This is a genomic window from Staphylococcus sp. EG-SA-18, assembly GCF_017151825.1.
In the GTDB taxonomy this organism is placed as follows: Bacteria; Bacillota; Bacilli; order Staphylococcales; family Staphylococcaceae; genus Staphylococcus; species Staphylococcus aureus.
In genome coordinates, this window is record NZ_JACYVY010000020.1 from 1 (window position 1) to 17,857 (window position 17,857).

Sequence of the window (17,857 nt, forward strand, 5' to 3'; positions counted from 1 at the left end):
TGTTAATACGTAGTATTAATGGCGAGACTCCTGAGGGAGCAGTGCCAGTCGAAGACAGGGGCCCCAACACAGAAGCTGACATATAGTCAGCTTACAACAATGTGCCGGTTGGGGTAGCTGAGACGGCACCCTAGGAAGGGACCCATCATCAAAAATTCTATTTATAGAATTTTACAGTAATGTGCCAGATGGGCAAAGCGAAGCCATTCAATACGAAGTATTGTATAAATAGAGAACAGCAGTAAGATATTTTCTAATTGAAAATTATCTTACTGCTGTTTTTTAGGGATTTATGTCCCAGCCTCCTTCATAGCTTGTATAAAAAGATCATTAAAAACGATTCATTATATGGTTCGTCCATTCAAAGTATATACTAATCTTCAACTTCGATATGATTAAAGCGATAATAGATACCATCCGGACCTTGTAAATTTAAATGTGTTGTTTCAGGATAATGAAAGTCAACAATTGCTAATCCATACGTATCAAAATTTTCTACACGTTTCGTTGCTGATACCCAATCATTCATGGCCAAATGTTGATAATAGCCATTCGATGCTAAAAATATTGAATAATCATCCATATATGCCGATTGCTCTAATCCAAAATAATCGAGGTAGTACTCTTTTACCTCTGATAAATGAATTGTCTTAATATGCAATGCACCTATAATAGCGTCATCTGGAATACCTAACCATAACAATTTTGTTGCATGACTCACTAATCTCGGTACATTTAATGGTCTAATATCAATTTTTACTAAATCATTTTGCCTCGTCCATTGCGCTTCGTCTTTATCAACATAAAATTTAAAACCGTTTCCTTCCGGGTCTTCAAAAAATAATGATAACGAAGCAGGCTGTATACCTCCGTTAACTGGAATATCATATTCGCTTAAATGAATTAGTAAATTAGCTAAATCACTAATTTGAGGTAGTTTAATTGCGATATGAAACAGTCCCGCTTCGGACATTAAAGGTTCACGTCCATTTTGTAATTCAACAAGTGTAATGACATGATTATTTTGACCTACTTCATATTGTATCGATGTTAATGTCTCATTTATAATATTTAATCCTAATATGTCCTCATAAAATGGCTTTAATTCATTCTTATCTCTCACATTTAAAGTGATACCATTGACAAAGTTTGCGTTACTGTTATGATACATTCAATTAACTCCTATCAAATTCAATATCTGTGCTTACTTTTACTTAAAATTATCGCGAACATAATTGAGAATAGCAACTATAACGCATTTATATGCCTCAGAGAATTTGTACCATTCCTGAATAATTTTTATTTTAGTAAATCGCACATTTTTTACATATATGACCGGTAACTTGGTCATTTTTTTATTCACAAAAAAACTCTCTTCATCATGTCAACAAAAACTACAACATGATTATGAAGAGAGCTTTAATTTATATCATCTGTATGAGTACTTTATACAATTTCAATTATACAAGTGATTTTACAACTTGTTGGCATCGTGGGCATAAATGCGTCAATTCATCAACAGCACCAAGATCCTCTGAATAGTTCCAACATCTTTCACATTTTTCACCATCTGCATGTTCGATGACAATATCACCATGTTCATAAGCTGTTGCCTGATCATCTAACTTATCTACAACTTTAACTTGTGACACGATAAATAATTGATGTAATGCATCAAATGAAGTTAAGAATTCAGATGCATTAAATTTATCGTTACTAGCAATCGTAACTTTAGCTTCTAATGATTTACCAATAACTTTTTCATTACGAGCAGTTTCTAATGCACGGTTCACATCATCACGTAAATTCATAAATGTACGCCATTTATCCAATAAAGCTTGATCTACTTCTACAACTTTAGGCATGTCTGCTAAGTGAACACTTTCTTCTTTAACATGTGGTGTATGAGACCAAACTTCTTCAGCTGTATGCACTAAGATTGGTGCTAACAACTTCGTCATATCAACTAAAATTTGATATAACACTGTTTGCATACTACGACGGATATGAGAATCTCGTTGTTCAATATATAAAATATCTTTACCGTAATCCAAATAGAAATTACTTAACTCAACATTGATAAAGTTTTGAACTTCTTGATAAATATTTAAGTAGTCAAAGTTTTCATAGTTGTTAATCGTACTTGCAGTAAATTCACGTAAACGATTTAGCAAGTAACGATCCACTTCTAATAACTCTGATTCAGTAATGCTATCTGTGTCAGGATTGAAATCGTTAATGTTACCTAACATAAATCTTAATGTATTTCTGATTTTACGATAAACATCAGATGTTTGTTTTAAAATTTCATCAGAAATTCTAACATCAGCTAAATAGTCCGTACTACTTACCCAAAGTCTCGCAATATCAGCACCTTTTTGTTTAACCACTTGGTCAGGTACAATCACATTACCTAAAGATTTACTCATTTTCTTACCTTCACCGTCCATAACAAAACCATGAGAAAGTAAGAATTTATAAGGTGATACTCCTCTTGTAGCAACTGAAGTTGTGATAGAAGAGTTGAACCAACCACGATATTGGTCACTACCTTCTAAATACATATCCGCTGGGAAACTTAATTCCGGTCTTGTTTCCAACACGCCACGGTGTGATGAACCAGAATCAAACCAAACGTCCATAATGTCTGTTTCTTTAGTAAATGTACCGTTAGGGCTGCCTGGATGTGTAAATCCTTCTGGTAGTAAGTCTTTCGCTTCTCTTTCAAACCAAATATTTGAACCGTGTTCTGCAAATAAATCAGCAACATGATTCACTGTTTCTTTCGTCATGATAATTTCGCCATTTTCAGCATAAAATACTGGTAACGGTACACCCCACACACGTTGACGAGAAATAACCCATTCGCCACGGTCACGAACCATATTGTAAATACGTGTTTTACCCCAATTTACTTTGAAGTTTGTATTTTCGATTGCATCTAAAATATCTTGTCTTACTTTACTGATTGAGGCAAACCATTGTGGTGTAGCACGGAAGATTACAGGTTTTTTTGTTCTCCAGTCGTGTGGATAGCTATGTGTAATAAAGTCTAATTTTAATAGTGCACCTTTTTCTGTTAATAAATCAGTAACGGCTTTATTAGCTTTATCATAGAACATTCCTTCAAATTGGCCGCCTTCTTCAGTAAATACACCTTTATCATCGATTGGACTAATTACTGGCAATTCATATTTTTGACCAACAATATAGTCATCTTCCCCGTGACCTGGTGCTGTATGTACACAACCTGTACCAGCATCTGTAGTAACATGATCACCATTAATCACTAACGATTCTCTGTCTAAGAATGGATGTTGTGCTACAACATACTCTAATTCTTTACCTGTGTATTCTTTTTCTAATTTGATTGATGCTTTATCCCAATCCAGTGCTTCTGCTACAGCGTCAGATAAGGCTTCTGCAATAATATATTTTTCGCCATCTACATTGTATTGACCATATTTTAATTCAGGATGAACGGTAATCGCAACATTTGATGGAATTGTCCATGGCGTTGTTGTCCAGATAATAAATTTAGCATCTGCATCTACGACACCTTTGTCATCTTTAACGTCAAATGCAACGTAAATTGATGCTGAACGTTTATCGTGATATTCAATTTCTGCTTCTGCTAATGAAGACTCACTTGAAGGAGACCAATAAACTGGCTTTTTACCTTTATAAATTAAACCTTTATCTGCCATTTCTCCAAAAATACGAATTTGTGCAGCTTCGTATTCAGGTTTTAATGTAATATATGGATCATTAAAGTCACCACGAACACCTAAACGTCTAAAATCTTTTTTCTGTAATTCAATTTGTTCTAAAGCAAATTCTTTACATTTCTCACGGAATTCAGCTGTTGACATTTTCTTTCGGTCAACACCTTTTTTCGTTAATGCTTGTTCAATTGGTAAACCATGTGTATCCCAACCTGGTACGTATGGTGCATAGAACCCTTGCATAGTTTTATAACGTACAATAAAGTCTTTTAAAATTTTGTTCAAGGCATGTCCCATATGTAAGTTACCATTCGCGTATGGTGGGCCATCATGTAAAATGAATGTTTCGTTACCTTTATTTTTTTCTAACGCTTTATGGTATTGATCTTCTGCATCCCATTTTTCTTGAATTTGCGGTTCCTTGTTTGGTAAACCACCTCGCATTGGGAAATCTGTTTTAGGCATTAATAACGTTTCTTTGTAATCCATTTTTTTCACTCCTTAAAAATTTAAAAAACTCTAAGTTAAATTAAAAGGGACGATTGCTCGCGGTACCACCCTTATTAACTCAACTTAGAGTTCTCTCATTACATTATTTAAATATTAAAAAGCCAGTGATATAACATACATGCTTTTACTAGGCTCTCACCATTACCTAATTCGCTGTGAAAAGTTAAATGTATATTACGCGTCTGTCTTTATTTAATTCTTACTTCTTAGTTGTTTCTGAATCATTGGATTGTTGATTATTGTCTGATGTATTTGATGCATTATTTTGTGCATTTGCTGCAACTTCATCTGGCTTTAAATCATTTTCATGCAAATGATGAATATTTTCAAGCGTCACTTGTTCAGCGTCTAAATCATAATTCAACAAGTAATCCCAATCTTCGTTTTTTAATAAGTCTAATTGCGCTTCAACTAACATACGGAAACGCGATCTAAATACTTTTGATTGACGTTTCATATCTTCAGTCTGGAATGCTAAACGGCGTGCTTTTTCTACCGCGTCACCAACCATTTGATTAGCTTGCGCTTCTGCCTTAGCTATAATCGCTTCAGCTTGTTTTTCTGCAGCTTGCTTAGTTTCTTCACCAGCTTTTTGAGCTTGTATCAAAGCATCACTTACAGATTGATGCACGTCTTGATAAGACTTAATATTAGTATCTCTCTCTTCGATTACTTTTTCAAGTTGTTTTTTATCTTCTTTAAGACGTTCAATTTCAGTGCTTAGTTGCTCCAAAAAATTAGCAACTTCAGTAGGTTCTAAACCATTCTTTACACGTGAAAACTCTTTATTCTTAATTTCATTTGGTGTAAAAGGCATTTGTTATCCTCCTTAAATCATTACTATTTGAATAATGTTCTATAGGTAATGTGCGTTTTATCTTTTTTAGTTTTACCACCTAAGTCAGTAATGTGTGCTCTACCAAAACCTTGGATGGATATTAAATCATTTGCTTGTAATTGAAAATCTGCTGAATCAACAATAGTGTGATTCACTTTAACACGTTTTTTTTCGATTAGTTGTTTCGCAATCGTACGTGATTTACGTATCATTTCTTTAATAACAACATCTAACCTTAAAGAACTAACTGTTGCACTTTCATTTTTCCAATTCTCATTAGATTGTATCATATCTGTTACTGGAATAGTATAAAGTTTAACTGATGCGCCTTTAATACGTTGTAATTCTAACATAATAAATGATTCCAATCTACTTGTCAAAACAAATTGAATTCGTTCATTCACAATTATATCTCCAACTTGTTCGCGTTCGATACCTAAAGACATTAATGTCCCTAAAATATGTTGATGTTTTAAAGTGACGAATTTTTCAGGATAATCTATTTCCATTAAAGTTAATTCAAAGTCGCTTTCTTTAGGTTCATAATAGTTCGGCGAAATGATTGCTCTTTTTCTTTCAGCATTAGGTCCACCATAAAAAGATACGTTTAAATCTTCATAACTGCCACAAATCACTTCCAATATATATTGCCCTCTTGGATCTAAAAAATGCGTTAATACTGGTGCATAATGCTGTTCCGCTTGATCACATTTATCCGTTAGCTGATCAATTAATTCGTATTCTTCCTGTCTAAAGTGTTGATAAATATCTATGTTAATCACTACCTTAAAAAAATTATAAAATACCATCTATTGCCCTTATATTCAGAAAAATACATATCAAAAACGAGGCTAAAGTATCATGTACCCTTGCCTCGTTATGTCGCTTAATTTATTGTAATTGAATTAAAATCCAATTAAAGATTTGGAGTAACCCTTTTTGGAATAATACTAAAACGATAATTGCAGCGATTGATGATATGTCGATAATTCCAATAGGTGGAATTACTTTTCTAAATGGTTGTAAGAAAGGTTCATATATTTTCGCTAAAAAATAACCTACCTTAGTTTCTCTAATACTTGGTACCCAAGATGTAAAGAAATATATAATCATGCCGAAATAATAAATTTCAACAACAAAAAGGATAAATTTAAATATTGTAGCTAGCACATTTATATCCATATGTTAACTCCTTAGTCGAATGAATGTTCCATATTTTCAATATGGTCTGTAATGCTTCCAGCTACTTCCACATTATCAGGCGTACATAAGAAAATATCAGTACCTACACGTTGGATATCTCCACCGATTGCATAAACAGTACCGCTTAAAAAATCAATAATTCTTTTCGCTGATACTTTATCAATACGTTGTAAATTGACAAGTGTCGCACGGCGGTTTTTAAGCTCATCAGCAATATCTTGTGTATCTGAAAAAACACGTGGTTCGAATAAACACATTTTTGAACTTTCTTGTGATGCATTGTTTGGTGTAGCATTGTTCATAGTTACAACATTACGTGAATTATTTTTTGAATAATTAGACATACGGTTATTCCTTTCTTCTGACGTTGTTGTATATCTTGATGCAGATTTTTGAGGGACTGATTTGATTGCGTTTTGTTTTGTTGTTTGTTGTGACTGCTCTTTTGCTGGCGCTTCATTGACCTGTTGTTGTTTGTCAGGTACTTCTACTTCCTCTTCATCATCTATTACAAAAAATCCACTAAATAAATCTTTTAAAGCCAAGTGACTCACTCCTCTTCTCCTACAAGTTTAGTCCCAATTCTAACAAACGTCGCACCTTCTTCAACTGCAATAAGATAGTCATTACTCATTCCCATTGATAATTCATCACAAGGCGCATATTCTAAATTGAGTCGTTGTATTTCTTCTTTTTTCAAACGTAACTGTTTAAATAACGATCTAATATATGCTTCATCATCTGTCAATGGTGCCATCGTCATTAAACCTACAATTTCGATTTTGTCATATTTTTTAAGATCATCTATAAACTGATCAACATCTTCTAAAGCAATACCATGTTTAGAAGCTTCTCCCGAAACGTTCACTTGCAAGAAACATTTAATTTTATGTTCTGCACGTTTGTTAATTTCTTTGGCTAAGCTCAATCGATCTAAAGCATGGAAATAATCTACGTCGTTTATAACGCCCTTAACTTTTCGAGATTGTAATGATCCTATAAAATGGATCACCGCATCTGATGGTAATGCTTCTTTCTTTTGTAAAAAGCCTTCCAATCTATTCTCACCAAAATGTCTTATTCCAGCCTCATACGCTTCTTTAGCTCGCTCTATTGTAACATATTTTGTAACTGCAATCACGTTTGGTTTTGTTGAAAAATTATTTTTTTCACTTTTGTCATTAATTTGTGTTGAGATTTGTTGTAAATTATCTTTCACACGCAAGCATATCTCCTCCATGTTTACTGTTGACCAATGAATGCTAACATGCGTCCTGTTTGACCTTTTTCTAATCGATAAGAGAAAAATAATTCTAAATGTTCAGATGTAGCATACGCTGTCGTATAAATATTTTCTTTAGGAACACCATAATAATTTAATAATGCAGCATTGGCTTTTTTCAAATCAATACCATGACGATCTCGTCCTCTAGTTTCAATATAGTTGGCACTATCAATTGGCAATGTTTCAAATTTATTTTTAATATCATCATTAATTTCATAACTTGATGATGTAGATGGTCCAATAACGACATGTAAGTCTTTCAAATCAAAGTTCACATGTTTTAGCACTTCTTTTACAATTTCAGTATAGGTACCACGCCAACCTGCATGCGCCAATGCAATAAAATGATGTTTTGTACTATAAAAATATACTGGTACACAGTCTGCATAACACATCGTTAATAAGACATTACTATCATATGTGTACATCGCATCAATACCATGAAGCGCATCAGTTAAAGTGTCTATATTTGTGCCTATATCATCCTTTGTAATACAAGCGACTTTATTTTCATGTGTTTGAATGGGAAACACCCAATTTTTTCTATCAAACGCAATTTCTTCAGCTAATTGCAATTGATGTTGAGTAATATTATATGGGCGATCATCAATATATCTCGCCATATTAAAAGCATTTTTAGGATAGTCACTTAAACCATCGCCTCTAGTTGTAATACCTAGAGTAATACCTTGTTGTAATAACTCTTCATATATTAAATGATGCGGTTGCTTTTTAAAATTATCATTCACTCGATCGTCACCATCATTTCATTTAAATTATCTTCGTCTAACTGTACAAAGTTAATAATTATATAATATAACATTTATGTTTAAAGTTAAAATGTTGCGCAAATAATTTTTGACTTAATTTTGACACGATACTTAAACACTTTTAATAACTTTGAAAAACTTAAATGTCCTTCTACATGTTCTAAAAATTAGTAAAAAAATCATCAGATATGTTATCTGATGATTTGTGTTGAATTATTTGTGTATATATATTAACCGATTAACGTCTTGTTCTTCTTGAACGTCTTTCTTCTCTATTTCTAATGAAGCTAGGAATATCATCTTCTTTAGTTGTATGTGTTCTTTCACTTACACTATCAGTTGCTTGTGCATTTGATGAATTTGAAGTGAATGATTCATCTTTAGAAGTTGCATTGCTAGAAGTATTTACGCTTGTTCCGAATCCAGTGCTACCAGATTTACGACCATGTGATGTTGGTTTGTCATCAAAACCAGTTGCAATAACTGTTACAACAATCTCATCTTGTAATTCAGGATTAATAACTGTACCGAAAATCATATTAACGTCTTCATCTGCAGCATCTTGGACAATATCAGCAGCCTCTTGTGCTTCAAATAATGACAATGACTCGCCACCAGTAATATTCATAAGCACACCTTGTGCACCAACGATAGATGTTTCAAGTAATGGAGAAGAGATTGCTTTTTTAGCAGCTTCTACCGCTCTATTTTCACCAGAAGAAACACCAATACCCATTAATGCAGAACCTTGGTTAGACATAATTGTCTTAACGTCTGCAAAGTCTAAGTTTACTTCACCAGAAACAGCGATTAAGTCTGAGATACCTTGTACACCTTGGCGTAACACGTTATCAGCTTCTTTAAATGCTTCCATCATTGGCGTAGATTTGTCAACGATATCTAATAAACGGTCATTTGGTATAACGATTAATGTATCTACTGCAGCTTTCATAGCTTCTACTCCAGCAGCAGCTTGAGTTTGACGTTTACGTCCTTCAAAACTAAATGGACGAGTTACAACACCAACAGTTAATGCGCCCATTTCTTTTGCAATTTTAGCAACGACTGGTGCTGCACCAGTACCAGTTCCGCCACCCATACCAGAAGTAACAAATACCATGTCTGCACCTTGGATTGCATCTTCAATTTGTTCACGAGATTCCTCTGCAGCTTTTTTACCGATTTCAGGATTAGCTCCTGCTCCTAAACCACGTGTTAATTTTTCACCGATTTGGATTTTAGATTCAGCTTTAGATAAGTTTAAAGCTTGACCGTCTGTGTTGATAGCGATAAATTCAACATTATTCATTCCGTGGTCAATCATTCGGTTTACGGCGTTGTTACCGCCACCACCTACACCAATGACCTTTAAAGTCGCTAAATGATTAAATCCTTGTTCAAATTCTAACATTTAAATTTCCTCCTAGTTTTATTGGCCAATAATCATTCAAATAGAGATTTCATTAGTTTTTTGAATTTACTTTCTTCTTTATCTTTATCTTTGTCTTGAACATGTTCATGATTCTGTTTATGTTCCTGATGATTATCTTCTGATTGATAAATTTCTTCATCTGTTGACTCTACTTCATTTTCATGAGTATCTTTTTTGTTTGTTTTACGTTTAAACCAATCAAATCCGCCTAATTTAGATTCGTTATCTTTGTCTTTCACATCAATAACATCTTCTTCAGTTTCTTCACTATCATGATAATTAATTGTAACATAATCTAATAACTCATCAAAAGCGATACTACTAGAAATTGTAGAAATTGCTGAAGAAAATTCAGGTTTTCTAATTCCCATTTGTGATGGCGTGTGAATTCTAACTTTTTCACTTACCATATCTGATAATAATTCTTTTACGCCAAGTAAGTTTGCAGATCCACCAGTTACAATAAACCCACCATTTACTTTTGTTAATCCTAAATCTTGTAAAACATCAAATACTTCGAAGAATATTTCTTCTACACGCGCTTCAATAAAGTCACTCAAATCTTTTTGAGTATACTGTACTGTTTCATCACTATCAACCTGTTCAACAGTGAAGATATCTTGATCTGAAGCAGAATCATAGAATGCATGACCATATTGGTGTTTAACTTTTTCAGCAGTTTCATAAGAAGTGTTTAATCCTTGTGCAATATCGTCTGTAATATCACGCCCTGCCATTTCGATAGAATCAGCATCTACTAATTCACCGCGTTCATAAAAAGCAACTTGCGTAACGTCTTCACCAATATCAATGACACATGCACCTAACTCTTTTTCAGTAGCTGTTAGGATTGAACCATAGTTATATGCATCAGAGTAAACATCTAATACATCAACACCACATGCTTCTACGCATTTAATCATATTAATTAAAATCGATTTTTGAATAGCAATTACGCCTGCTTCAACCTTTAATGAATGTCTGGCAATTAATTCTTTAGGGTCTGAAACCTCATTTTCTTTATCGACTATAAAACGAATCGGGAACACATTAATTACTTCTGTTTCTTGCACATCATTTTTTTCTCTAATACCTTCTAATACTTTTTCGATATGTGAACCGTTGATTTCTGTATCCTCATAAAAGTCGATTTCATTTGATTCATCATAAACTTCCGTTCCAATGATAGGTAATTTCAGGAAAACTTCTTTAATATCAACACCCGAAGCGATTGATGCCTTTTTAATTGTGTCTTTGATTGCTTGTCGCGCAATATCAAAATCATCAATTAAACCATTTTTTATACCGCTCGTGTAGGTTTGTCCTGTACCTATCACATTTATACCATTGTGAAATTTCTCGCCTACTATTGTTTTTACGCTTGATGATCCAATATCAATACTTACGTAGTAATGTTCTTCCATAGATAGGCACCTCCTGACAAATTACTATTAAAAAAATACACTATCCTTAGTTTACAATACGTTGAATGGCTTGTGAACTATAAACATAGACAATATCAAAATTTTTTAATTATTCTTACTTGATTGTTTGTTAATTTTGTTTAAAACGCTTTGTAATTCTTCTTTTGCTTGATTTTCCTCTTGAGATGATTTAGTCACATTTTTATCGCTTTCTGATTGACTAGACGTGTTTCCACGGTATGGGATAAATGAAGCACCGACTGATAAATCAATATAGCCTCGTGTTTTTAGTTTACCCGAACTATCCCTTGATAATGATTGTGACATCTGCGGATAATATTTCATTTTCTTAGATATCGTCGAAATATCACCGATTACTTGAAGTCCATCTGTCGTAAACAATTCAATTCTGCTTTGTTTGTTTTTACTTGGGGCGTATGTCACTTCGGCAATATATCGTCTAACTTCAGGTGTCATTTCAGATAACGCCTTAATCATATCATCTTCTTTTGTACCTTTGAAACCATCCATGACAGGTGCATCATTAATTTTGACATCATTTGAACCTTTAAGCAATTTACCATTTTCTAATAAAGGTAAATATTTACCTTTATATTTCACTAAAGCAATAATTTCATTTTCTGTGATATCTACGTTTAATGTGTTTGGTAATTGCTTGTGTATCTCAACACTTTTGATTAATGGATTCTCTTCGAGATCATTAATAGCATTTTTTTTACTAAACGTATACATCCTTGAATCATTTTTAACACCTAAAACTTTGTTTATCTTTGAAGTACTAACGTGATTATTTCCATTTATATTTACATGCGCAATTTTACTAAGTGGTGAAAACATGTAAATTAATATAACAGCAATCAACAATACCAATATTGTAATAACACTGTATTGGATTCGTTTTTGTCGCTTACGTCTTAACTTCCGCTTTTCTTCAAGTGTTAATGGCTTTAATTGTGTTACTTTACTTTTTCGTTCTTTTTTCGTTACTGTTTCCTCATCATTCGAGTCGCCATTTTGTTCTTTAGGAGCTGATTGAGGTTGTTCGTTGTCGAATGCAATTCCATTCGATTCATTTTGGTCGTCAATTTCTTGATTATATCTATAATCCTCATTTTCAATATTAGAGTCTGTAGAATCATCGATATTATTATTATTTGCACGACTAGAAGCAGAATCATTATTTTCATCATTGCTTTGTTCTTTTTTGAAGTCTTTATTTATCAAGTAAATTTCTTCATCAAAATCAGCTTGTTGAGATGTATCATCTTTATTTTGATTAGAAAAATGTGTAGCCTTTGATCTTTTTCTTTGCCGTCTTTTCTTAGATGTATTCCTCGTAAATAATTCTAATTCATCTTTATCTTCATTTGATTCTTGTTGATCGTTCTTCGTTTTATCATCCATCAATACTCACACCCTTTAATAAGATGGTAAATGGGCACGGAATCTTTCAATAAATTTCTCTCCACGCTCTTCAAAAGTACTATATTGATCCCAACTCGCACAAGCAGGTGACAATAATACAACATCATTTGGTTCTATAATATCTTGTACTTTATCAACAGCGTCTTCGACATTGTTCGCTTCAATGACCGATTTCCCTTGACTATTACCTAGTTTAGCAAACTTAGCTTTCGTTTGTCCGAATACAACCATCGCGCGAACATTTTCCATATAAGGAATGAGTTCGTCAAATTCATTCCCTCGATCCAAACCACCACATAACCAAATGATTGGTTGATTAAATGAATTTAAGGCAAACTGTGTTGCTAGCGTGTTTGTTGCTTTGGAATCATTATAATATTTATTAGTTCTATTAGTACCAACATATTGCAATCTATGCTCTATTCCTGAAAATGTAGTTAAACTATCAATAATTGCTTTAATAGGTACACCAGCTAAAATACAAGCAAGCACAGCTGCTAATATATTTTCTAAATTATGTTCACCAGGCAATACTAGATCTTCAGTGTTAATAATACGAACACCTTTATAAATGATAAAACCATCTTTAATATAAATACCATCAACTTCTTGTTGAGTTGAGAAATACAATGTCTTAGCTTTTAATTCTTCCGACTCTATCACTTGTCTTTGATGATAATTACAAATCAAATAATCTTCTTCCGTTTGATTTTTATATATTTGCTTTTTAGCATTTTGATAGTTTTCTAAATTTTCATGGTAATCTAGATGCGCCGAATAAATGTTAGTAATTATAGCAATGTGTGGTTTATACTTTTCGATTCCAAGTAACTGGAATGACGACAACTCTGTAACTAAATAATCTGTAGGCTTTACTTCTTGTGCTACTTTAGATGCAACATAACCAATATTGCCGGATAATCTTCCAGTTAAGCGACTTTTTTTAAACATATCTCCAATTAGAGAAGTAACTGTCGTTTTACCATTTGTACCCGTTACAGCTATGATTGGTGCTTCAGAGATTAGATAACTTAACTCAACTTCTGTTAAAATTTTCAAACCTCGTTTCACTGCTTCATCAATAATAGATACTGTATAAGGTATTCCAGGATTTTTAACAATTATTGGATTATTATCAAGCAACGTTAATGGATGACTTCCACTTACAACAGAAATGCCCATAGATTCTAAATCTTTTGCATGAGCATCTTGTGATAAGTCTTTTCCATCATTGACAGTTACATTCGCACCTAATTTACTTAATAATTTAGCTGCTTCATAACCACTTTTTGCCAAACCGACAACTAATACATTTTTATTTTCTAACCCTGTATAATTAAGCATCTTAATGCACTCCAATCCATAAACCGATTAAACCTGAAATCAGACCAACAGCCCAAAATACTGTAACTACTTTCCATTCGCTCCATCCTATCAATTCAAAATGATGATGAATCGGACTCATTTTAAATATACGCTTTCCAGTCAATTTAAAGCTAGCGACTTGTAACATAACAGATAAGGTTTCAATTACGAATACTAAACCTATAAAAATTAATGATAATTCCTGATTAAGCATGATTGAAATCGTAGCAAATATACCACCTAAAGCTAAGCTACCTGTATCTCCCATAAACACTTTAGCAGGGTTAATGTTATATGGTAAAAATCCTAAAAGTGCAAACAACATAATGATACAGAAAATACCAATTGCCGTTTCTCCTAACACAAAGCTCATGATGGCATACATTGTAAATCCGATAATTGACAGTCCAGTTGCTAATCCATCTAAACCATCTGTTAAATTTACCGCATTAGAAAAACCTACTTGCCAAAAAACAATGAAAATAACATATGCAAATGATAGTGGGATTGCTACATTCGTAAATGGAATATGTATGCTCGTAGAAAAATTCACCAAATGAAACACATTACTTAAAACAAAGAAAATAATCGCAATACCAATTTGCGCCAAAAACTTCTGTTTACTTGTTAAACCTTGGTTATTCTTTTTAACAACAATAATATAATCATCTATAAAACCAATTAACCCAAAACCAATCGTCACAAATAATAACAGTATGATTGGATTAGCTTGATCCACAAATATAATAACCACCAAAGACGTTATCACAATACTTAATAGAAATGTTAGTCCACCCATCGTTGGTGTACCAGTCTTCTTCATATGGCTTTGTGGACCTTCTTCTCGAATACTTTGACCAAATTTCATCCTTTTTAATGTAGGTATTAAAACAGGTACCAAAACAAATGTAATCACTAGCGCTAATAACGCATATACAAAAATCATAACTATCTCCTCTTCTTAATCCAGACTTTTTTAACCACTAATATATTATCAATTTTTCAATTAAATAAACAAAGTTGTAATCAAAATTTATAATTTTTCTTTTTTACGGCATAAGAGGCCAGTATAAAAAGTTTGCCTATAACAAACAAGTTAATCTGACCTCGTCTACCTTAAAATTCTCTATCAACACTTATTTATAAAGATTAAATGAAGATGTTGTTTTCTATCACAGCATTACTTTAGTAAAAACAAATAGTGACAATACACCCTTATTTAATGTAGCCATTCTTGTTAGTCCGACTTATCCTTGTCAGTTTTACTGTCAGATTTCTTCTTATCATCTGAATTTGAATCAGAATTATTCGTCGAATTGCTGTCTACATTCTCTGATGAAAATTCTACGTCTATTTTATCTTTTTCAGTAAGTTTTTGTCCCTTACTAATTGATTGGTGGGACACAAAACCGCTACCTTTTAAATTTACTTTAATATTTGTTAGGTTTTCAAAAGCAATGACATCTTCTTTCGTCCATCCTGACATGTCAGGCATAGTTAAGTCTCCGTCTGTTAATAACAGTACTTTACTATGAGGTAAGACTTTATTCCCTGCTTTTATAGATTGTGCTTTTATTTGTGTGCCAGAACCGATAGTAACTGGTTCTAATGATTTTGCACTCATATTATCAATAGCTTTTTGTTTGTCTTGACCTTCAACATCTGGCACTTTACTATACTCTGCATTAGATGTGTCATCTTTTGATTTACCTACATTTAAATATTTCAAAGTATTTTCCATTATTGGTTTAAACGCTTTACTAACACCTAATTCATAAGCTTCTTGGTCATTTTTTTGTGCCAAGCTCATACCAGCGTATACAATAACTTTAGGATTTTTCTTCGGCGCGTCACCCATAAAACTTACAAAATATGGGTTTGGACCTTTAACGTATCCACCACCATTAGGTGCAGCGACTTGTGCTGTACCAGTCTTACCTTCGACCTCATAACCATCAATACGATAGTTTGCAGCGTGACTCTTCTTACTATTCACAACTAAATCCAATTGCTTTTCAACTTTTTCAGCAGTATCTTTTGTTATTGGTTTGCCTGCGATTTGTTTTTGCCCTTTATAAAATTGTCTTTTACTAACAGGATTTTCAACGCTATTCACAAACCATGGTTTTAACATATTACCATCATTAAAGAACGCTGATTGCGCTTGTAACATTTGAACAGGTGTTACTGTTGTCGATTGACCAAATGATGACGTTTTTTGTTGCAACTCATTACTCCATCCAATTTGACCAGGTGCTTCTCCATCAAACATACCTTTAGTTGATTTTCCAAATCCAAATCGTTCATACCAAGATTTCATTTTGTCTGCACCAACTAAATCTTGTAAATGCATCATCAATGTATTAGATGAATAAGTAAATCCGAGTGACATTGGGATTTCACCCCAACCGACTCTATTCCAGTCTGAAATACGTGAACCCATAATATCTCTATGTCCAGATTTATATTTCTTATCAGGATCAAAAGCACCTTCTTGAATAGCAGCTGCTAACCCATATGATTTAAATGTTGATCCAGGCTCGTATGTGTTTTGATAAAGGTCATTTGCCCACTTTTTACCAAAGTCTTTACCAGTTTCAGGATTAAATGTTGGTCGCTGACTGTATGCTAAAATTTCTCCAGTTTTGGCATCCATGACAACCGCAAATAAATCTTTCGGCTGGTATCTTTCAACCATGCCATCTAAAGCTTCTTCAACAAATACTTGAATATTTGAATCGATTGTTAAATGGACATCATCACCACGTTTAGGCTGCTTCTCTTTTTTAGTATTTGGTGCGATATATCCCCAAATATCATGAATATATCTCAATGATCCTTTAGATCCACTTAAATAACTATCAAAAATCTTTTCAACTCCAAGTGCACCTTTAAGTTCACCAGTATCCGGATTTTTCTGAGCTCTACCAATTAAGTGTGATGCAAAATTGCCATTTGGATAAAAGCGTTCTGTTTCAGGCAATAAAGAAATACCAGGCAAATTCATTTTCTCTATTTTCAATTTGTCCTGATACGTTAAATTTGTTCCTTTGCGTCCAAATTCAATTTGGAAAGCTTTCTTTTGACTAAGTCTCTTTTCAATTTCCTCTGGCTTCATATTAATGACTGTAGATAATTTCTTTGCAGTCTCTTTTTTATCAACTACATGCCTAGGTTTTTTAGAATTGGCACTCGCCTTTTTATCTATTACTGCAACAAGTTTATATCTTTCTACATCTTCTGCTAGCACTTTACCATTACGATCATATATCTTTCCTCGTTCTGGTTGTTGTGCATTCTTAACTAAATACTTTTCATTTGCCTTCATGACTAAATCTTGACCATTAGAATGTCCAGTAATCATGATATATGAAATTCTTAAAACCAATATAAAAAAGAGCAGTCCGAATAAACCAACAAGTAGGACTGCCCCTATTTTATTTTTTTTAATTTTAATTTTTTGCTTCGCCATTACTACGCACTACCTTTACATTATCGTTCTCAAGGCTCATCCCCTGTTTCTTAGCCTTTTCGTATATGCGTTCATAAGAAGAATTCTTTTTGATTTCAGATTGTAAAGCACTGTTTTCACTTGATTGTTTATCTATTTTATAATCTAAATCTGCAATCTTTCCTCGCGTATCATACGCATCCATTTTTAAAGATAGCATATAAATACTTAACATAGCAATTACAGTAATCAAAGTTATGTATAAAACTTTTTCAAATTTAGTTAATTGTACAACCACTTTTCTCGAAACAGTCTTCTTTTCGGGCTTAGTTTGTGGTTGTTGCTTCGGTATACTATTATAAACTTGTTCGTCATATGGTTGGTACACTTTTTCTACAGCCATTATAA

The 17,857-nt window shown here is 33.1% G+C and carries 15 protein-coding genes; all 15 read right to left on the reverse strand.

Annotated elements, in window-relative coordinates:
- Positions 1-373: 373 nt before the first annotated feature.
- The 15 genes from IDG66_RS06140 to ftsL all read right to left on the reverse strand — a co-directional run bounded on the left by IDG66_RS06140 (position 374) and on the right by ftsL (position 17,852).
- Positions 374-1,171 carry a VOC family protein gene (locus IDG66_RS06140; protein ID WP_000274841.1) on the reverse strand — a complete coding sequence of 266 codons (798 nt, stop codon included), beginning with the start codon at positions 1,169-1,171 and terminating at the stop codon, positions 374-376.
- A gap of 289 nt (positions 1,172-1,460) precedes the next feature.
- Positions 1,461-4,214, reverse strand: a complete 2,754-nt coding sequence (gene ileS / locus IDG66_RS06145; RefSeq protein WP_000384677.1) for an isoleucine--tRNA ligase — start codon at positions 4,212-4,214, stop codon at positions 1,461-1,463.
- A gap of 220 nt (positions 4,215-4,434) precedes the next feature.
- On the reverse strand, positions 4,435-5,052 hold the full coding sequence (locus IDG66_RS06150) for a DivIVA domain-containing protein (protein WP_001117066.1): 618 nt from the start codon (positions 5,050-5,052) through the stop codon (positions 4,435-4,437).
- A 23-nt stretch (positions 5,053-5,075) separates the two neighbouring features.
- Entirely contained in the window at positions 5,076-5,855 is a 780-nt protein-coding gene (locus IDG66_RS06155; RefSeq protein WP_001805409.1) for a YlmH family RNA-binding protein, read from the reverse strand.
- A gap of 109 nt (positions 5,856-5,964) precedes the next feature.
- A complete protein-coding gene (locus IDG66_RS06160; protein ID WP_000354114.1) occupies positions 5,965-6,255 on the reverse strand; it encodes a YggT family protein in 291 nt (96 codons plus the stop codon).
- 11 nt (positions 6,256-6,266) lie between these two features.
- On the reverse strand, positions 6,267-6,830 hold the full coding sequence (locus IDG66_RS06165; protein WP_000018608.1) for a cell division protein SepF: 564 nt from the start codon (positions 6,828-6,830) through the stop codon (positions 6,267-6,269).
- The gene (locus IDG66_RS06170) at positions 6,827-7,495 is read right to left on the reverse strand and encodes a YggS family pyridoxal phosphate-dependent enzyme (protein ID WP_001837162.1); all 669 of its coding nucleotides are present in this window, start codon (positions 7,493-7,495) and stop codon (positions 6,827-6,829) included. The genes IDG66_RS06165 and IDG66_RS06170 overlap by 4 nt, the downstream gene beginning before the upstream one ends.
- A gap of 23 nt (positions 7,496-7,518) precedes the next feature.
- On the reverse strand, positions 7,519-8,310 hold the full coding sequence (pgeF, locus tag IDG66_RS06175) for a peptidoglycan editing factor PgeF (RefSeq protein ID WP_000999341.1): 792 nt from the start codon (positions 8,308-8,310) through the stop codon (positions 7,519-7,521).
- A gap of 259 nt (positions 8,311-8,569) precedes the next feature.
- On the reverse strand, positions 8,570-9,742 hold the full coding sequence (gene ftsZ, locus IDG66_RS06180; RefSeq protein ID WP_000888997.1) for a cell division protein FtsZ: 1,173 nt from the start codon (positions 9,740-9,742) through the stop codon (positions 8,570-8,572).
- A 32-nt stretch (positions 9,743-9,774) separates the two neighbouring features.
- On the reverse strand, positions 9,775-11,187 hold the full coding sequence (gene ftsA, locus IDG66_RS06185; RefSeq protein WP_000391033.1) for a cell division protein FtsA: 1,413 nt from the start codon (positions 11,185-11,187) through the stop codon (positions 9,775-9,777).
- Positions 11,188-11,292: 105 nt separating this feature from the next.
- Entirely contained in the window at positions 11,293-12,612 is a 1,320-nt protein-coding gene (locus tag IDG66_RS06190; protein ID WP_000342192.1) for a cell division protein FtsQ/DivIB, read from the reverse strand.
- Positions 12,613-12,627: 15 nt separating this feature from the next.
- Positions 12,628-13,977, reverse strand: a complete 1,350-nt coding sequence (murD, locus tag IDG66_RS06195; protein WP_000935989.1) for a UDP-N-acetylmuramoyl-L-alanine--D-glutamate ligase — start codon at positions 13,975-13,977, stop codon at positions 12,628-12,630.
- 1 nt (position 13,978) lies between these two features.
- Positions 13,979-14,944 (reverse strand): phospho-N-acetylmuramoyl-pentapeptide-transferase, encoded by a 966-nt coding sequence (gene mraY / locus IDG66_RS06200; protein ID WP_000578469.1) that lies wholly within the window; start codon positions 14,942-14,944, stop codon positions 13,979-13,981.
- Positions 14,945-15,235: 291 nt separating this feature from the next.
- Positions 15,236-17,470, reverse strand: a complete 2,235-nt coding sequence (locus IDG66_RS06205) for a penicillin-binding protein (RefSeq protein WP_001118662.1) — start codon at positions 17,468-17,470, stop codon at positions 15,236-15,238.
- On the reverse strand, positions 17,451-17,852 hold the full coding sequence (ftsL, locus tag IDG66_RS06210) for a cell division protein FtsL (RefSeq protein WP_000257598.1): 402 nt from the start codon (positions 17,850-17,852) through the stop codon (positions 17,451-17,453). Before ftsL ends, IDG66_RS06205 begins: the two co-directional genes overlap by 20 nt.
- Positions 17,853-17,857 lie beyond the last annotated feature (5 nt).

Excerpts from the sequence above, each read along its gene's own strand:
- IDG66_RS06150 (WP_001117066.1), bottom strand. The coding sequence starts at position 5,052 with ATGCCTTTTACACCAAATGAAATTAAGAATAAAGAGTTTTCACGTGTA.
- IDG66_RS06205 (WP_001118662.1), bottom strand. The coding sequence starts at position 17,470 with ATGGCGAAGCAAAAAATTAAAATTAAAAAAAATAAAATAGGGGCAGTC.
- ftsA (WP_000391033.1), bottom strand. The coding sequence starts at position 11,187 with ATGGAAGAACATTACTACGTAAGTATTGATATTGGATCATCAAGCGTA.
- mraY (WP_000578469.1), bottom strand. The coding sequence starts at position 14,944 with ATGATTTTTGTATATGCGTTATTAGCGCTAGTGATTACATTTGTTTTG.
- IDG66_RS06160 (WP_000354114.1), bottom strand. The coding sequence starts at position 6,255 with ATGGATATAAATGTGCTAGCTACAATATTTAAATTTATCCTTTTTGTT.
- IDG66_RS06140 (WP_000274841.1), bottom strand. The coding sequence starts at position 1,171 with ATGTATCATAACAGTAACGCAAACTTTGTCAATGGTATCACTTTAAAT.
- murD (WP_000935989.1), bottom strand. The coding sequence starts at position 13,977 with ATGCTTAATTATACAGGGTTAGAAAATAAAAATGTATTAGTTGTCGGT.
- IDG66_RS06190 (WP_000342192.1), bottom strand. The coding sequence starts at position 12,612 with ATGGATGATAAAACGAAGAACGATCAACAAGAATCAAATGAAGATAAA.
- ileS (WP_000384677.1), bottom strand. The coding sequence starts at position 4,214 with ATGGATTACAAAGAAACGTTATTAATGCCTAAAACAGATTTCCCAATG.
- ftsL (WP_000257598.1), bottom strand. The coding sequence starts at position 17,852 with ATGGCTGTAGAAAAAGTGTACCAACCATATGACGAACAAGTTTATAAT.
- ftsZ (WP_000888997.1), bottom strand. The coding sequence starts at position 9,742 with ATGTTAGAATTTGAACAAGGATTTAATCATTTAGCGACTTTAAAGGTC.